The 16,007-nt window shown below is 36.7% G+C and carries 15 protein-coding genes, 1 pseudogene and 1 riboswitch; of the genes and pseudogenes, 12 read left to right on the top strand and 4 right to left on the bottom strand.

What is annotated here, in order from left to right; translation table 11 throughout:
- The first annotated feature begins 154 nt into the window (after positions 1-154).
- The 3 genes from miaA to spoVK all read left to right on the top strand — a co-directional run bounded on the left by miaA (position 155) and on the right by spoVK (position 2,658).
- Positions 155-1,093 carry a tRNA (adenosine(37)-N6)-dimethylallyltransferase MiaA gene (gene miaA, locus ACOI1C_RS00905; RefSeq protein ID WP_422507053.1) on the top strand — a complete coding sequence of 313 codons (939 nt, stop codon included), beginning with the start codon at positions 155-157 and terminating at the stop codon, positions 1,091-1,093.
- Positions 1,094-1,138: 45 nt separating this feature from the next.
- The gene (gene hfq, locus ACOI1C_RS00900) at positions 1,139-1,378 is read left to right on the top strand and encodes an RNA chaperone Hfq (protein WP_422507051.1); all 240 of its coding nucleotides are present in this window, start codon (positions 1,139-1,141) and stop codon (positions 1,376-1,378) included.
- Positions 1,379-1,713: 335 nt separating this feature from the next.
- Positions 1,714-2,658 carry a stage V sporulation protein K gene (gene spoVK / locus ACOI1C_RS00895; RefSeq protein WP_422507049.1) on the top strand — a complete coding sequence of 315 codons (945 nt, stop codon included), beginning with the start codon at positions 1,714-1,716 and terminating at the stop codon, positions 2,656-2,658.
- A gap of 108 nt (positions 2,659-2,766) precedes the next feature.
- On the opposite strand, the pseudogene ACOI1C_RS00890 reads toward spoVK, so the two are convergent.
- Positions 2,767-3,334, bottom strand: a pseudogene (locus ACOI1C_RS00890) (trimeric intracellular cation channel family protein).
- Positions 3,335-3,449: 115 nt separating this feature from the next.
- Between ACOI1C_RS00890 and hflX the strand changes: the two are divergent.
- The 6 genes from hflX to glnA all read left to right on the top strand — a co-directional run bounded on the left by hflX (position 3,450) and on the right by glnA (position 12,727).
- The gene (gene hflX / locus ACOI1C_RS00885; protein ID WP_422507047.1) at positions 3,450-4,715 is read left to right on the top strand and encodes a GTPase HflX; all 1,266 of its coding nucleotides are present in this window, start codon (positions 3,450-3,452) and stop codon (positions 4,713-4,715) included.
- A 15-nt stretch (positions 4,716-4,730) separates the two neighbouring features.
- Entirely contained in the window at positions 4,731-5,999 is a 1,269-nt protein-coding gene (locus tag ACOI1C_RS00880; RefSeq protein WP_422507045.1) for an aminotransferase class I/II-fold pyridoxal phosphate-dependent enzyme, read from the top strand.
- Between the two features lie 663 nt (positions 6,000-6,662).
- Positions 6,663-9,161, top strand: coding sequence for an RHS repeat domain-containing protein (locus ACOI1C_RS00875; protein WP_422507043.1), 2,499 nt, complete (start codon positions 6,663-6,665; stop codon positions 9,159-9,161).
- Positions 9,162-9,179: 18 nt separating this feature from the next.
- On the top strand, positions 9,180-9,743 hold the full coding sequence (locus ACOI1C_RS00870) for a hypothetical protein (RefSeq protein ID WP_422507041.1): 564 nt from the start codon (positions 9,180-9,182) through the stop codon (positions 9,741-9,743).
- 1,214 nt (positions 9,744-10,957) lie between these two features.
- Positions 10,958-11,359, top strand: a complete 402-nt coding sequence (locus ACOI1C_RS00865) for a MerR family transcriptional regulator (protein WP_422507039.1) — start codon at positions 10,958-10,960, stop codon at positions 11,357-11,359.
- A 33-nt stretch (positions 11,360-11,392) separates the two neighbouring features.
- Positions 11,393-12,727, top strand: a complete 1,335-nt coding sequence (gene glnA / locus ACOI1C_RS00860) for a type I glutamate--ammonia ligase (RefSeq protein ID WP_422507037.1) — start codon at positions 11,393-11,395, stop codon at positions 12,725-12,727.
- Positions 12,728-12,891: 164 nt separating this feature from the next.
- Here glnA and ACOI1C_RS00855 read toward each other — a convergent pair whose 3' ends face one another.
- From ACOI1C_RS00855 to lexA, 3 genes are all read right to left on the bottom strand, one after another.
- The gene (locus tag ACOI1C_RS00855) at positions 12,892-12,993 is read right to left on the bottom strand and encodes a YjcZ family sporulation protein (protein WP_422507035.1); all 102 of its coding nucleotides are present in this window, start codon (positions 12,991-12,993) and stop codon (positions 12,892-12,894) included.
- 157 nt (positions 12,994-13,150) lie between these two features.
- A complete protein-coding gene (locus ACOI1C_RS00850; RefSeq protein ID WP_422507034.1) occupies positions 13,151-13,507 on the bottom strand; it encodes a response regulator in 357 nt (118 codons plus the stop codon).
- A 63-nt stretch (positions 13,508-13,570) separates the two neighbouring features.
- Positions 13,571-13,654: riboswitch (cyclic di-GMP riboswitch) on the bottom strand.
- Between the two features lie 199 nt (positions 13,655-13,853).
- Entirely contained in the window at positions 13,854-14,477 is a 624-nt protein-coding gene (gene lexA, locus ACOI1C_RS00845) for a transcriptional repressor LexA (RefSeq protein WP_422507612.1), read from the bottom strand.
- 160 nt (positions 14,478-14,637) lie between these two features.
- Between lexA and yneA the strand changes: the two genes are divergently transcribed.
- The 3 genes from yneA (at position 14,638) to ACOI1C_RS00830 (ending at position 15,921) form a co-directional block, all read left to right on the top strand.
- The gene (yneA, locus tag ACOI1C_RS00840; protein ID WP_422507032.1) at positions 14,638-14,961 is read left to right on the top strand and encodes a cell division suppressor protein YneA; all 324 of its coding nucleotides are present in this window, start codon (positions 14,638-14,640) and stop codon (positions 14,959-14,961) included.
- Positions 14,962-14,965: 4 nt separating this feature from the next.
- Positions 14,966-15,610, top strand: a complete 645-nt coding sequence (locus ACOI1C_RS00835) for a YneB family resolvase-like protein (protein WP_422507030.1) — start codon at positions 14,966-14,968, stop codon at positions 15,608-15,610.
- 74 nt (positions 15,611-15,684) lie between these two features.
- The gene (locus ACOI1C_RS00830) at positions 15,685-15,921 is read left to right on the top strand and encodes a DUF896 domain-containing protein (RefSeq protein ID WP_422507028.1); all 237 of its coding nucleotides are present in this window, start codon (positions 15,685-15,687) and stop codon (positions 15,919-15,921) included.
- The last annotated feature ends 86 nt before the right edge of the window (positions 15,922-16,007 follow it).

Raw genomic sequence — 16,007 nt, 5'->3', positions numbered from 1 at the left:
GAAAAACGGCTTTTTTTACTAAAAATAATTCTTTATAGAGAATGAAAAATAGAGAAGTGGATATACTAAGTAGATGTTGCTTCACTTTCCTAAGTATTGAATCAATAGTTAGTTAGGAAAATGTAGTACGTTAGGATCGAGGTAGAAATTAGTAATGAAAAGGGAGAAAGTCGTAGTCCTCATCGGACCAACAGCGGTTGGAAAGACAAAATTAAGCATTGAAGTAGCGAAGGCCTTTAAAGGTGAGATAATTAGTGGGGATTCCATGCAAATCTATCGTTCTATGGACATCGGAACAGCCAAGATCACTTCAACTGAGATGGAAGGAATACCACATCATTTATTGGATATTAAAGATCCTACAGAGTCGTATTCAACAGCAGAATATCAGCTGAATGTAAGAAGGTTAATAAAGGAAATTACAGAACGTGGTAATTTACCGATAATTGTAGGTGGAACAGGTCTTTACATTCAGTCAGTCATTTACGATTATCACTTTTCTGAACATAGCTCTAACTCTATTCTTCGAGAACAACTTGAAAAAGAAGCAAAAGAAAAAGGAATCGATGTATTAGTTGAAAGATTAAGGAAGATCGATCCTGTTAGTGCAGAGAAAATTCACCCAAACAACCAACGACGTGTGATTCGTGCATTAGAGGTATACATAACAAGCGGAAAAACGATGAGTGAACACCAAGAAGATCAAGATTTAGGGGAAACCCTTTATGATGTAGCACTTATCGGTTTAACAATGGATCGAAGTGAATTATATAGTAGAATCAATCAACGAGTGGATCGTATGATTGAAGATGGTTTACTTAATGAAGTAAAATCCTTGTATGACAAAGAAATTCGTAATGTTCAATCCATACAGGCGATTGGATATAAGGAGCTATATCTTTATTTAGATGGTGAAGTAACACTTGATGAAGCCATTGATCTTTTAAAACAAAATTCTAGAAGATATGCAAAACGCCAACTCACTTGGTTTCGAAATAAGATGGATGTTACATGGTTTGACATGAGCGACGCCGGGAATGAAAAAAAGTTTAAAGAAATTATCTACTTTATAGCAGGAAAGCAGAATCTTTAATCGAAATTAATAACAAGTACGAAATATTCGAGGAGGGCATCATATATGAAGCAACAAATCAATATTCAAGATCAATTCCTAAACCAGCTCCGAAAAGATAGTGCATTTGTTACCGTATATCTACTTAACGGGTTCCAATTAAGAGGTCTAGTTAAAGGATTTGATAACTTTACAGTTCTTTTAGAATCTGATGGGAAGCAACAGTTAATCTATAAGCACGCTATCTCAACATTTGTACCTCAAAAGAATATCCATTTAGAGTTAGAACCACAGTCTCAATCATAATCTCAGGTTTAATTTTTATAAAAGCATAACTTGAAGGTGAACCACAGCTATTATGGCTGTGGTGTTTTTTATATTTCATTAGAATTTAGGCGGAATTTGCATGACTCCTCGATTTTGATCTCCCAATTCAAATATTTCTCAGGAAACCGCAGGAATTGACAAAATCGAATGAGGCACTCGAAATAATGAAGAACAAACTCGAAAAGAAGAGGTGGTTTGTAGAATTATGTCATATCCCAAATGTTGGACAAATAAAATTTATTCTTAAAACTAGGCATTTGTCACGTTTCTGGATGTTGCTACGTATAATGTAAGGAAATGAGAGGTGAAAGTCCTTGGATCAACCGTTAAAATTAAAAAATAATGGTCAAATAAACATTATTCTTCACGATCCAAAAAAACGGGGTGGCGCAGTAACACATGATCGTGTGGCACCTACACCCTTTGAAGTCCCAGGTAAGCATGCAGAACTCAAGCACATAGAAGATGAAATGGCGTGCCTCATTGGTCTAGATGAAATGAAGAAGCTGGTAAAGGAAATTTACGCCTGGTTATACATTAATAAAAAGCGAGAAGAGCAAGGTCTAAAACCGGGGAAACAAGTGCTGCACATGTTGTTTAAAGGAAATCCGGGAACAGGAAAAACCACAGTTGCTCGTCTACTAGGTAAATTATTTTTTAACATGAACGTTCTTACGAAGGGGCATTTAATTGAAGCAGAACGAGCTGATTTAGTTGGTGAATATATTGGTCATACTGCTCAAAAAACGAGAGATTTGGTGAAAAAAGCGATGGGCGGAATTCTTTTTGTAGACGAAGCTTATTCTCTTGCAAGGGGTGGCGAAAAAGATTTTGGGAAGGAAGCCATTGACACATTAGTCAAGCATATGGAAGACAAACAACATGACTTTGTGCTGATCTTAGCAGGGTATTCAAGGGAAATGGAGCATTTCTTAACGTTAAATCCAGGTTTGAGATCAAGGTTCCCTGTAGTTTTAGATTTTCCAGATTACTCAGTTGAACAATTGATAGAGATATCCAAAATAATGATGGCTGAGAGGGAATATCAGTTCTCTAGAGATGCAGAATGGGAGTTGAAAATACATTTAAAAGACCTGTTGCTTCAAAGCCCACGTGCTTTTAGTAATGGTCGATATGTTAGAAATGTTATAGAAAAATCTATTCGAACTCAGGCCATGCGACTATTAATGAGTGAGTCGTATGAAAGAAATGATCTGCTAACAATTCAACGCCAGGATCTAGATTTTGGAATATCTTAGAGGAGCTTCAGTTGTAGCTCCTCTTTGACTAAAAAATGGTACATAGTATAGGCAAGCATGCTTCGGATTTTAAAAAATAAAGAAAGAGCTTGGTAAAAGTCCCAAGCTCTAAGCATGTGTATGGTGCTCTTGTTTAGATCCAATAGTCTTAACGGGTAGACTCCATTTGTAAATAACAGATGCCATTCGTAAAGCAAAATTGAAAAGAACAGCAGATAGAGTTCAAAAGGGCTTTTGAGTATCGCGATACCGATTGAGATCCCGGCAATCCCTGCCCAAACGGCATATATTTCAGATTGTAATACGACTGGCTTTCTCCCTGTAAGTAAGTCTCGAATGATTCCACCTCCACTTCCTGTAAGCACAGCGGCCACCGCTACCGCACTAATGGGATACCCCATTTCTGTTGCATATAAAGCACCTTGGATCGCGAAAGCAGCAAGCCCGATAGCATCAAAAAAATTGCCACATCTCTTCCAATGTTTGAGTAAACTATTTGGAAATAAAAAAGAATCGTAATGGATAAAAGCGCAACTTGAAACATAATTCTTTGTTCCCAAAGGGCAGAAACGGGTACACCAATTAATAAGTTTCCTATGGCACCACCACCAAAAGCGGTGACAAGACCTAGTATATAAACACCTAAAATATCATAATCCTCTTCCATGGCTATCAAGGTATTTAATTCTTAGTTGTATCCTAGCTTTTCATTTTGTTAGAGTTTCGAAAGCTTCCTTGTTTTGGTATGATATGCTTACTTATATATATTGACTTTTTGGGAGGAATCAAGGTTGACTGATAGAAATGAAAAAGAATCTGAAAGAGTCATACTAGTAGGTTGTCAGCTACCAAAGGATGATGATTTACGTTTTCGATATTCCTTAGATGAACTTGTATCCTTAACGAAAACCGCAAAAGGAGAAGTACAAGCTATTCTTACACAAAAACGATCTACAAGACATCCTGCTACTTATTTAGGGAAAGGAAAAGTTGAAGAGCTTATTGCTCTAGAGGCTGAACTTGAAGCAGATGTGATAATTATTAATGATGAATTGTCTCCGAGTCAGATTAGAAATTTATCCAATGTACTTGAATCAAGGGTCATTGATCGAACGCAGCTTATCCTTGATATATTTGCACAAAGAGCGAGATCAAGAGAAGGGAAGCTTCAGGTAGAACTAGCTCAGCACAAATACTTGTTACCGCGTCTAATAGGAAAGGGACTTGCCTTGTCAAGATTAGGGGGAGGAATCGGAACAAGAGGACCAGGAGAGACGAAGCTTGAAACAGATCGCCGTCATATACACCGTCGTATTGACGAAATTAAAGCTCAATTAGCAAATATTGTGTCCCATCGTGAAAGATATCGAGAGCGACGAAAGCATAATCAAACATTTCAACTCGCCATAGTCGGTTACACTAATGCTGGGAAATCCACCTTATTTAATCGTTTAACTGAGGCTGATTCTTTTGAGGAGAACCAGCTATTTGCAACGCTTGATCCCATGACAAGAAAGTGTATTCTTCCATCGGGATTCACTGCACTGTTAACAGATACGGTTGGATTTATTCAAGACTTACCAACCACTTTAATTGCGGCCTTCAAATCCACCTTAGAAGAAGCAAAAGAAGCGGATTTAATCTTGCATGTAGTAGATTCTTCAAATGCAGATTACTTTAATCATGAACAAACTGTTTATAAACTTCTAAAAGAGCTAGATGCTGACCAAATCCCGATAGTAACCATCTATAATAAAAGGGATGAAGTTCACCCTGAGTTTATGCCATCTTCTACTCATGAATTTATCGAGGTGAGTGCATTTATTTCGGATGATTTACTACTTTTAAGACAAAAGCTGCAATCATTAATGATGAAAAGTATGGAAGAATACAAAGTTTATTTACCGAATTCAGAAGGCAAGCTTTTAGCACAATTAAAATCTGCCTCTGTAGTAACTGAGCTTTCTTATGAAGAAGAAAAAGATCAATATTTTTGTAAAGGCTATATCCAACCAAGTCTTTCTATAACGCAACAGCTTAAGAACTACTTGAAGTAAAAGAGGAGAAACATAATGTTAGAGTATTTGAAACATAGTGAGGTATTGCTACCTATAATAAATGAAACTGAGCAACAAATTAAAGGCATTACTATAGAAATTGATGGAATAGCCGAACGGAATCAGTTTCGGGTGCTACAAAGTTATCAGAGAAATAAAGTTAGTGATTCTCACTTCATCCCATCAACCGGCTATGGGTATGATGACAGAGGGAGAGATACGTTAGAGCTCATCTATGCTGAAGTATTTGGTGCAGAAGCGGGATTAGTGAGACCTCAGATTATTTCTGGTACACATGCTATCTCCATTACTCTTTTTGGTATCCTAAGGCCTGGCGACGAGTTGTTGTATATCACGGGGAAACCATATGATACCCTTGAGGAGATAGTCGGTTTACGTGGAAATGGAATCGGCTCGTTGAAGGACTTTCATATTGATTATGAAACGGTAGATCTTAATTCAGATGGACAAATTAATTATGCTGCCGTTAGAGACTCCATAAAACCAAATACAAAGATGATTGGTATCCAACGTTCGAAAGGGTATGCAAATCGGCCTTCGTTTTCGATCTCGGAGATTCAAGAGATGGTCGCATTTGTTAAAAATATTAAACCAGATGTTGTGGTGTTTGTAGATAATTGCTATGGAGAATTTGTTGAAGAATTCGAGCCCTGCCATGTTGGAGTAGATCTAATGGCTGGTTCATTAATAAAGAATCCTGGTGGAGGCCTTGTTAAAACAGGAGGATATATTGTTGGTAAGAAGAAACTTGTGGAAGCCTGTAGCTATCGAATGACTTCTCCTGGGATTGGTGCAGAAGCGGGTGCGTCTTTATATAGCCTTCAAGAAATGTATCAAGGGTTCTTCATGGCACCACATACGGTTAGTCAAGCCTTAAAAGGGGCCGTGTTTACATCCGCGTTTCTAGAAAGGCTTGGTTTTAACACAAGTCCTAAGTGGAATAGTAAAAGAACAGATTTGATTCAATCTGTGCAATTTGATGACCGGGAAAAAATGATTGCCTTCTGTCAAGCCATTCAGTTTGCTTCACCAATTAACAGTCATGTAACCCCCTATCCAGCTTACATGCCTGGTTATGAAGATGATGTCATTATGGCAGCGGGTACTTTTATCCAAGGTGCTAGCATTGAACTTACAGCTGATGGTCCTCTGCGCCCACCTTATGTAGCTTATGTGCAAGGTGGACTAACGTATAGTCATGTGAAAATGGCAATTTGCTGTGCCATGGATGCCTTAATAGAAAGAGATATATTTACTGTCTGACTAATATGGGGTACGACCGAGATACATGTAAAAAAGGGTCATAGCATGGTATTATTTACCATTTATAACCCTTTTTTACTCTGTGTTGTTTTTATATATTTATTGGAATACCTTCTTCGATCAGCGACTTTTGCATGGGCAAACAGCAGCAAGTTTGGCGAAAAAGCGGTCAGCATCTCTAATCCAACAAGTTGGTCTATCATTCGTTCTGACAAGTTTAGCTATACTACAGGCCAAAAATATATCGCAAGCGCTTATGTAAAAACGAATAATACAACTGGTACAGCTCTTTTAAAATTTGAGTTTTTTGATGATCTTAATAACCTTAAGGGAGAAGCAGTATATTCTTCTGAGATTAAAGGTACTAATGATTGGACACGGCTCCAAGCTTTAATTGATTCTGTACCAGAAGGAACTACAAAAATTACAGTAGCAGTTGGTCTCAACGCAGGAACAGGGACTGCTTATTTTGACGGTGTTCAATTGGAAAAAGGAACAACACTTTCTGCTTATAACCTGGTTGAAAACTCAAGTTTTGAAAGATTCCAAGATGGAAAACCTGTTAACTGGGATACAAGCAGTAATCTGTCTGTAAATGATAAAGTTGTTCAAAACGTAAACGAGGGTGATGACAACGTTTATATTGGCAAATCTTCCTTCCAGATGACTGGTGAGGCCGGGAAGAATAAATCGATCAAACAACGTATCAATATTTCTGGGGATCAAAATACAAAATTAACACTTTCCGGTTGGTCTAAACAGGTCGGTGCCGATCTGAACGGCGGCTACTATAATTTACAAGTAGCGATTAACTATACTGATGGGACTGTTGATTGGGATTATGCCAATGATTTCAGTAAGACAGAGTCTGATTGGCAACATGTGGCTGCAGAAGTGAAACCGAAAAAAGCCTTTAACTCTATCGACGTATATTACTATTATTGGAATCAAACCGGAACAGCTTGGTTTGATGCGATGCGACTTGAACTAGGGGCTTCCCACACGTTCAATACGTATGATTCCGGTGGCAACTACGTAACAAGTATCAAAGACCCAGTTGGAAATACCGCAACGTTCGGTTATGATGCTGTAGGCAACCAGACTAGCGTTAAGGATGGGAAAGGCCAAGCGACTTCTTATACGTACGATTCCCGTAATTTGTTGACAAAAGTAACGGATGCAAAGCTTGGTATCACGACGTATAGTTATGATGGGAACGGAAACCGTACAACGGTAACGGATGTCAAACAAAATGTAACGAAATACGATTACAACGAGTTTAACCTCGTATCGAAAATTACGAATCCGTTAAACAAGGTCATTCAGTTTGAGTACGACCGTAATGGAAACGAGACAAAGATTGTGTTTCCAGAAGGTGATTCTATTTCAAGTACGTATGATGCACTTAACCGCCTGATCAGCACGTCTGTGAACGGCACAAAAAAATGGGAATACGGTTATGATGCGAACGAGAATCTTACTTCCGTCATTGACGCATCTGGTAAACAAACCACATTCACAAACGATAAAAATAACCGTTTAATACAAGAAGATAAAGGATCAGCGAAAAACGAATTTGGTTATGACCCGAACGATAATCTGAATTCTGTGAAATTCACGGCCGGAACAACAACAGTTTCAACAGAATTAGCATACAACGAAATTAATCAGTTGATTGCATTAGCGAGAAATGGGAACAACCAGGCGAAGTTTGTCTATGATGAGCGTGGAAACATGACTTCTGTCAATCGGGCAAACAACACCTATACCGCGCAAAACTACGATGACGTGAACAGGTTAGGCGAGTTGAAAAACTACAAGAAAGACGGAACTCTTTTGGATTCGTACAAGTACAGCTATGATGCCAACGGGAACCAGACAAGTATAGTAACGAGTGACGGTACGGTTTCGTATGAATATGATGCTCTGAACCAGTTAACTAAAGAAACGTTAACGGACGGAACAATTATTAACTATGAATACGATATGGTCGGTAATCGTACGAAGAAAACTGTCACAAAAGGTGCGACCACTACAACAACCACTTATACGTATAATGCTGGTAACGAGTTAACAAGTGTTAACGGACAGGCGTATACGCATGATCAGAACGGCAACCTTATTAATGATGGGGAAAAAACGTACGTTTATAATGAGGAAAACCAACTCATTGAAGTAAAGGACAAAACCGGTGTTTCCCTCGCGAAGTTTACCTATGACCATGAGGGTAAACGTACAAGCATAAGCACATCTAGTGAAACAATCTACTTCCATTACAATGGACATAAGGTTATCTCTGAAACTAATGCAAATAATGCTATTGTTGCAGAATACACTTTGGATGCCAACGGTAATCCGGTGACGATGACCAAAGGTGGAAAAACGTACTATTATCATGTAAATGGACATGGAGATGTCACCGCCCTAACTGATGGTAACGGCGCTGTTGTTGCAGAGTATCAATATGATGCCTGGGGGAATATTATTTCTCAAACTGGTACTATGGCATCGGCCAACCCATATCGTTATGCCGGTTACCGATATGATGAAGCAACAAAATTATATTATTTGATGGCTCGTTATTATGATTCGGAAGATGGCAGGTTCATTACGAGAGATACATTCCACGGATTTGAGGAGGAGTCACAATCTTTAAATTTATATACCTATACTAAGAATAATCCAGTAATATATGTGGATCCTGATGGACATAATCCGGTGCTTGTATACTTTATTGGAGCTGCTGTAGCTAGAGCCGCAATTCAATACATTGGAAAAAAAGCAATATTGAAAATTGGTTCCAGAACTTTTAAGGCTGTTAGTGGTAATGCTGCAAAAAAAGCTACAGTAAATTTCGCGAATGCGACTATAAATGTGGGAAGTAAAAAAGTGTATTTTACTAAAGCAAAAATGCAACATATTATAAAAAATCATCATCCTTCATACTGGACTGGTTCCAAAGGTAAAAGTATGTTCGACCCTAGCTTAAGGGTTAGTGATATTAAAAACATTGTTATGACCGTTATAAGAAAGAACAAAACGACTATTAACAGTAGTTTGAAAAAAGGAAAAGGGGTAAATGTTCGCTGGACTGTAAATGGTATTAAATACGAAGTGAGAATTAGCAGTGAAGGTTATGTTAGTAGTGCCTACCCTGTTTAAGTAAAAAGGGGAAATAATATGAAAAAAGGCTTAGAATTAAAAAGTTATGTTTCTAATTATATTCCAGAGCTAGGTTATTTAACGAAGGAAGAAATTGAATTTTTACCTATTGACCATCCCTTAGCAGAAATAGCTGCCCAAAAGGTATTAGATTACGAAGAGAATGAGTATTTTCCTGGCTATGTTAAGATTACGTATGATCAGCAAAGTATTCTATCCGATCAATATGAAACGGGAGATTTATTGGAGACGTGGGCCGATTTATCTTACATTGTTAAAGATCAAGCAGCGCAAGATGAGTATACTATTACCCTTTTAGATTATCCTAGTGACGTGTTCGTCCTTAAAAAAGACCAAGATCATCAATTTTATTTCGAAATAAAGGATCTGCTATTTTCTAATAAAGTAACAAGGTCACCAAGTATACCAAAAGAGGAGTTATTAGATTCAATCTTTAAGGGTTATAGAGATTTTATTGATTTTTGTAAAAGAGAGAGCTTGATTTTTAGTAAAGATACCCTTTACGATTCGTCTATAAAAAAATTGAATACAATCAGTAATATGAAAAAAAGCAAAGAATAGCATTCTTGGCGTCAGCTAGAATGATTGAAGAACAGTTTTTTGTCTAGGGTAACTTAGTCAAACTAAAAAGGTTTCTCAGTATAGGTTAAATTACTGAGGAACCTTTTTTATTAATACTCAATCAGTAAAAAGAAAACGGATGCATTAAGGATGGTTAACGACCTTGAAACACTATCACTAGTTCTCACATTCCGTCTCTTTGTTCAATTAGGGTATATTTTATTTTTTATAATAAAAAAACGTACCAGACTACACCTTGTTACAGTACGATTTATCAATTCCCAAAAGTATTCACCAAAATGATTACCAAATACTTTTACAAAAAAAAGAAAAGTATATAATTGGAAATAAAATACAGTCTGTGGCCCAAAATTACATGTATCTCGGCTAAACCCCAATATGAAATGAAATGTATTTCTAGTCATTTCAAGAATAAAAAACAATCCCATTTTACTAAGATGGGATTGTTTACTTTCACTTTTAGTCTCCAAACTCTATCATGATTGATTTACGTTTTATTGCTTTTTCAAAATTGGAATGGTTGAATTTTTAGAACCAGTGCTCAATTACTTTAAAGAACGATATCCTCATGCTCCGATTCATTATCCTTGCTGATATCCACTAAACAATAGGGGAGTGCTAACTACGCAAATTAATCACCAACTGCAATCATTTTAGAATGCATGTTGGTTGCCTTTTCGCATAGTACCAGTAATTTTCTAGTGAAGATTTTCACCTCTTCTTCTCTAAAATTATCGAGGATGTAATTACAATTATCTTTACTGATTATCCCACTAGCTCAGAATAAGTAGTCGTGTTGGTGTTTTTCTTTCTAAAAAGTGGTCAGGCAACCCTTAAATCAACCCCTATTCTAAAAAGCAACAAAGTTTTTCGAAAACAGATTTTCTATAGAAAATCCCAAATAGACACATATTTGACCTTTTCTTAAAAACAATTGGTGTCGGAGAATTTCGTTCTGAGTTAAACGAAACGGATAATCATATTATCTTTTATAATCCTTATTTCAGTAGCACCTAGAGTTGTAATAACATAAGAATCTAAAGAAGTTAAGGTGAAATTACGATCAACCTTAATGAGGTTCAATCAATTAGTAAATGCATTTATATATTTACATGTGATAAAACCTAACATAGACTTGACACTTTATCTTACATTGAATATAATAGCAGTATGAAACATAAGGAGGGTTTGAAGTGAGTGACAACATACGTCGTAATATGCCTTTATTCCCAATAGGGATCGTTATGAACTTGACTGAGTTGTCTGCTCGTCAAATCCGGTATTACGAAGAGCATGGGTTAGTGCAACCTGCTAGAACAGAAGGTAACCGTCGATTATATTCCTTTAATGATGTTGATAGACTGCTTGAGATTAAGGAATTGATTGATCAAGGCGTCAATATGGCGGGAATTAAAAAGGTTCTACAAGTTGTGATGCAGCTGGAAAGTCAAGAAGATTCTCGTGTTGAGGTTGTTCATAAGGAATTAAGTGATGTGGAACTTCGTAAGCTATTAAAGGCAGAGCTCATTCAGGCTGGACGATTTAATCGTACACCCTTGAGGCAACAAGGTGATATGTCGAGATTTTTTCATTAGAGATAGTGGTTCATAAACGAGGAGGAAATTAATATGACAAGATTTACAAGAGATGATATTTTTCGTATTACAAAGGAAGAAAATGTAAAGTATATTCGTTTGCAATTTACAGACTTACTTGGAATCATTAAAAACGTGGAAATACCTGTTAGTCAGCTTGAAAAAGCATTAGATAATAAAATGATGTTTGACGGATCTTCTATTGAAGGATTTGTCCGAATTGAAGAATCTGATATGTACTTATATCCTGACTTAGACACGTGGGTTGTATTCCCTTGGACAGCGGAAAAAGGAAAAGTGGCTAGATTAATTTGTGCCGTATATAATCCAGATGGTACTCCATTTGAAGGAGATCCTCGTAATAACCTAAAGCGTGTGCTTAAAGAAATGGAAGAGCTAGGATATACAGATTTCAACTTAGGGCCAGAGCCTGAATTCTTCTTGTTTAAATTAGATGAAAAGGGTGAACCAACTCTAGAACTAAATGATGCAGGTGGTTATTTCGACTTAGCACCAACTGATCTAGGTGAAAACTGCCGTCGTGATATCGTACTAGAACTTGAAGAAATGGGCTTCGAAGTGGAAGCTTCTCACCATGAAGTAGCACCAGGTCAACACGAAATTGATTTTAAATATGCAAATGCACTTAGAGCATGTGATGATATACAAACGTTCAAATTAGTAGTAAAAACAATTGCTCGTAAGCACGGATTACATGCAACATTCATGCCTAAACCTCTATTTGGAGTAAATGGTTCTGGAATGCATGCAAACGTTTCACTATTTAAAAATGGAGTAAACTCGTTCTTTGACCCGAATGGAGAATTGCAATTAAGTGATGACGCTCGTTACTTTATTGCAGGTATTCTAAAGCATGCACCTAATTTCACGGCAGTTACTAATCCAACAGTAAACTCGTATAAGCGTTTAGTTCCTGGCTATGAAGCACCATGTTATGTTGCTTGGTCTGCTCGTAACAGAAGTCCATTAATCCGCATTCCTTCTTCACGTGGCTTAAGTACACGTGTTGAGGTTCGTAGTGTAGACCCTGCTGCTAACCCTTACTTGGCAATGGCTGTTTTACTTGCTGCCGGTCTTGATGGAATTAAAAACAAGATTCAACCACCAAAGGCAATAGATCGTAACATCTATGTCATGAATAAAGAAGAGCGTCTAGCAAATGGAATTATTGATCTCCCAGCTACCCTTTTCCATGCTCTTGAAAACTTAAAAACGGATGAAATCATCAAATCCGCATTAGGGGCACATTTATTGGACCACTTTATTGAATCAAAAGAGATTGAGTGGGATATGTTCCGCACTCAAGTTCACCCTTGGGAACGCGAACAGTATATGTCGATTTATTAATAAAGATAAAAAATAGCCTTACTACCGAATTAGGTAGTAAGGCTATTTTATATCTGAAGATATATATATATGTGTAAGGAGCACCGGTGCAAGTGCTCCCAGGAGTTTCATAAGCCATTACGGATATTTAACTTTAATCTGTGTTTAAATGAACCGGTTCCGTATTAGTAACCGCCTCCAGCATAAGAAGCTCCAATTATTATTAAAAGGATGAATAAAACAACAATCAAAGCAAAGCCACTTCCATTTCCACCATTGTATCCCATATTCTCACCACCTTTTAACGAGGTATTATAGAATATGAATAAGGGGACATTTTCGAACTGGACAGCAATGGATTTTAGATAATTAAATTTGATTGGAATAGACTGAGTCGCATTAGAAACAAAAAAATGCATCTCAAATTGAGATGCTAATAGTCTCTTAATTAAATTTATTTAACACAGGAATAATTTGTTCGAAATTCGGTTTCACGATAAAATCCTTGGCACCTGCCTGCAACGCATCAATAATTAAAGTTTTTTGACCCAAAGCAGAGAACATAATAACGACTGCATCTGAATGATAATGGATAATTTGCTTTAGTGCCTGTAAGCCATTAATCTTAGGCATCGAAATGTCTAAAAGAAGAATGTCAGGATGATGTAACTTGTATTTTTCAAATGCTTCTTCACCATTTGAGGCTTCCGATATAATTACGTATCCATTTCGCTCTAAAATACTTTTAATCCTGGTCCTCATAAACAAGGAATCATCTGCAATAAGTACGGTTTTATTCATTTTGATTCCTTTCACTAATGTTATAGGCAAATTAGGAAAGGGATATTTACAACTCTACTAACAAAGTGCAGCTCGGCTACCATGGCAATATGCTTTAGGTCTGTTGCTTTGCGTCTCTTACTTTCGTAAAATTTCCCTATGTTTATAGTAACATATGAGAATTGTAGAAGTGAATAGGAGTTAGTTGGAAATAGTGACATGACATGTATTAGTGAATGAGAGAGTCTGCACTAAAAGTAGGGTAAGATAAGGGGGAACAAAAAAGTCTAGGCTAGGTAGCCAAGACTTTTTAAGGTAATAGATATGATATACTATCTGCTTGAAGCTTCTCTGACCGTCATACCCCTTAATGAAGAGTCCGGTAAACACCAATTACTTTTCCTAGGATTGATACTTCTTTAAGAATGATCGGCTCAAGCGTAGAGTTCTCAGGCTGTAAGCGGAAATAGTCCTTTTCTTTAAAGAATCGCTTAACCGTTGCTTCATCCTCATCAGTCATCGCAACGACAATGTCTCCATTGTTTGCAGTGCTTTGCTGGCGAACAAGAACAAGGTCTCCATCGAAGATGCCTGCTTCTATCATGCTATCTCCCATTATCTCAAGCATGAATACATTATCATCTGGTGAAACGTAACGATCAGGAATAGGGAAATAGTCGTCTACGTTTTCAATGGCAGTAATTGGCTGACCAGCGGTTACTTTTCCTACGATTGGAACATTAATAATTGAACCGCTATAAGAAGGCTGAACAACCCCCTGATCCAATATTTCAATAGCTCTTGGTTTAGTAGGATCACGTCTTATTAAACCTTTACTCTCTAATCTTGCTAAATGACCGTGAACAGTTGAACTTGAAGCTAATCCTACCGCTTCACCAATTTCACGAACGGAAGGTGGATAACCTTTTAGTTTTACTTCCTTTTTAATAAACTCTAGGATATCATGCTGACGTTTTGATAGTTTCTTCATCATTAGTAAACACCTCTTTGTCTCCATATTATTACATTCATTATAACATGTACCAAAAAAATACACAAACATAAGTTCGAAAAAACCACTTGACTAAAACACTTGTTCGTAATATCATTATACTAAAGGCGAACAAATATTCTAGTGCGGAGGGTTATTAATGAAAATCAAACTTATGAATCTATCTTTTTACATAGCATTTATTCTTTCAATTCTAGTTGTGTTTTTCTTTGCTTATTTATCAGGTGATGCAAAAAATGATCAATATGTACAAATTGAGGTTTCAACAAATGACACAATCTGGGATTTGGCAGAAAAATACGCATCGCAGCATTCCTTAACATATGCACAATTCATTCACTGGGTTGAATATGAAAATAGAATCAATGCTGACGAAGTGAAGGCAGGATTAAAGATCAAGATACCGGTAAAGAAACATAACATAGAAGATTCTATGATTTTAGTTGCAGATGGAGAATTATAATAGAATGAATGCCGTAATCTACTCTAGAGTTAGTACCACTAAAGAATCACAAGAATCTTCATTAAACAGACAAGAAGAAGAGCTCATAAAATCAGCAGCTAAAAACAACTTTCTAATTATTCGTTCCATAAAAGAAAAGGCAAGTGGTTACGATGTTGACCGGGACGGAATTTTAGAAATAATGGAGCTAATTAAAGTAAAGGATATAAATGTACTACTCATCCAAGATGAAACTAGACTCGGTCGTGGAAATGCAAAGCTTGCTCTATTCCACCTTTTTTTTAAAGAGAATATTAAAGTGTACACTGCTATTAACGATGGTGAAATAGAATTATCTGCAGGGGATTCAATGGTATTAAATATTGTATCTGTAGTTGAGGAGTTTCAACGGACCATACAAAATCTTAAAATTAAGCGAGGCGTGAAACGAGCGATGGATCATGGGTATACACCTTCCAATAACTTTACAAATCACAAAGGAGGCCCTGGAAGGGGGAAGTTAGATTTACCCGTAGAGGAAATAATAAGACTTAGAGCAAATGATTTAACATTCTCTGAGATTGCTGTAACATTAAAAGGTCTTGGTTACCTTACTTCAAAGGCTACTATACATAGGCGTTATAAAGAATATATGAAGGAATTAGAGTAACCTGCTTGATACAAGCAGGTTCTTCTTGTATTATACGATTATGTTTAAGTCAGTAGCAAAGGAGTATACTAACGATGTTATCACAGGAAAAAATGGCAAGAATTAATCATCTTTCAAAAAAAGCAAAAGAAATTGGATTAACTGAAGAAGAAAAGAGCGAACAAAAACTGCTTAGAGTAGAATATATTAAAACCTTTCGAGGACAGATGGTTGAGCATTTACATGCTATAAAAGTTGTTGACCCAAATGGAAATGATGTGACTCCAAAAAAGTTGAGACAGAGTAAAGATCAAAGGAAAAAATTACATTAGACTTACGGATTCTAGTTGTCTAAATAATCGTTACAAGTTAAGCTAGTTTATACATAATTCAATAAATTACACTTATATACTTTAAA

This window comes from Bacillus sp. DJP31, from assembly GCF_049310945.1.
In the GTDB taxonomy this organism is placed as follows: Bacteria; Bacillota; Bacilli; order Bacillales; family SA4; genus Bacillus_BS.
The sequence above is the reverse complement of the archived record's forward strand: the minus strand, read 5'-3'. Positions and strand labels throughout refer to the sequence as shown.

Excerpts from the sequence above, each read along its gene's own strand:
- lexA (WP_422507612.1), bottom strand. The coding sequence starts at position 14,477 with ATGAAGAAACTATCAAAACGTCAGCATGATATCCTAGAGTTTATTAAA.
- ACOI1C_RS00855 (WP_422507035.1), bottom strand. The coding sequence starts at position 12,993 with ATGGGATACAATGGTGGAAATGGAAGTGGCTTTGCTTTGATTGTTGTT.
- ACOI1C_RS00830 (WP_422507028.1), top strand. The coding sequence starts at position 15,685 with ATGTTATCACAGGAAAAAATGGCAAGAATTAATCATCTTTCAAAAAAA.
- ACOI1C_RS00875 (WP_422507043.1), top strand. The coding sequence starts at position 6,663 with ATGACTGGTGAGGCCGGGAAGAATAAATCGATCAAACAACGTATCAAT.
- hfq (WP_422507051.1), top strand. The coding sequence starts at position 1,139 with ATGAAGCAACAAATCAATATTCAAGATCAATTCCTAAACCAGCTCCGA.
- glnA (WP_422507037.1), top strand. The coding sequence starts at position 11,393 with ATGACAAGATTTACAAGAGATGATATTTTTCGTATTACAAAGGAAGAA.
- miaA (WP_422507053.1), top strand. The coding sequence starts at position 155 with ATGAAAAGGGAGAAAGTCGTAGTCCTCATCGGACCAACAGCGGTTGGA.
- ACOI1C_RS00870 (WP_422507041.1), top strand. The coding sequence starts at position 9,180 with ATGAAAAAAGGCTTAGAATTAAAAAGTTATGTTTCTAATTATATTCCA.
- ACOI1C_RS00835 (WP_422507030.1), top strand. The coding sequence starts at position 14,966 with ATGAATGCCGTAATCTACTCTAGAGTTAGTACCACTAAAGAATCACAA.
- yneA (WP_422507032.1), top strand. The coding sequence starts at position 14,638 with ATGAAAATCAAACTTATGAATCTATCTTTTTACATAGCATTTATTCTT.
- ACOI1C_RS00880 (WP_422507045.1), top strand. The coding sequence starts at position 4,731 with ATGTTAGAGTATTTGAAACATAGTGAGGTATTGCTACCTATAATAAAT.
- ACOI1C_RS00850 (WP_422507034.1), bottom strand. The coding sequence starts at position 13,507 with ATGAATAAAACCGTACTTATTGCAGATGATTCCTTGTTTATGAGGACC.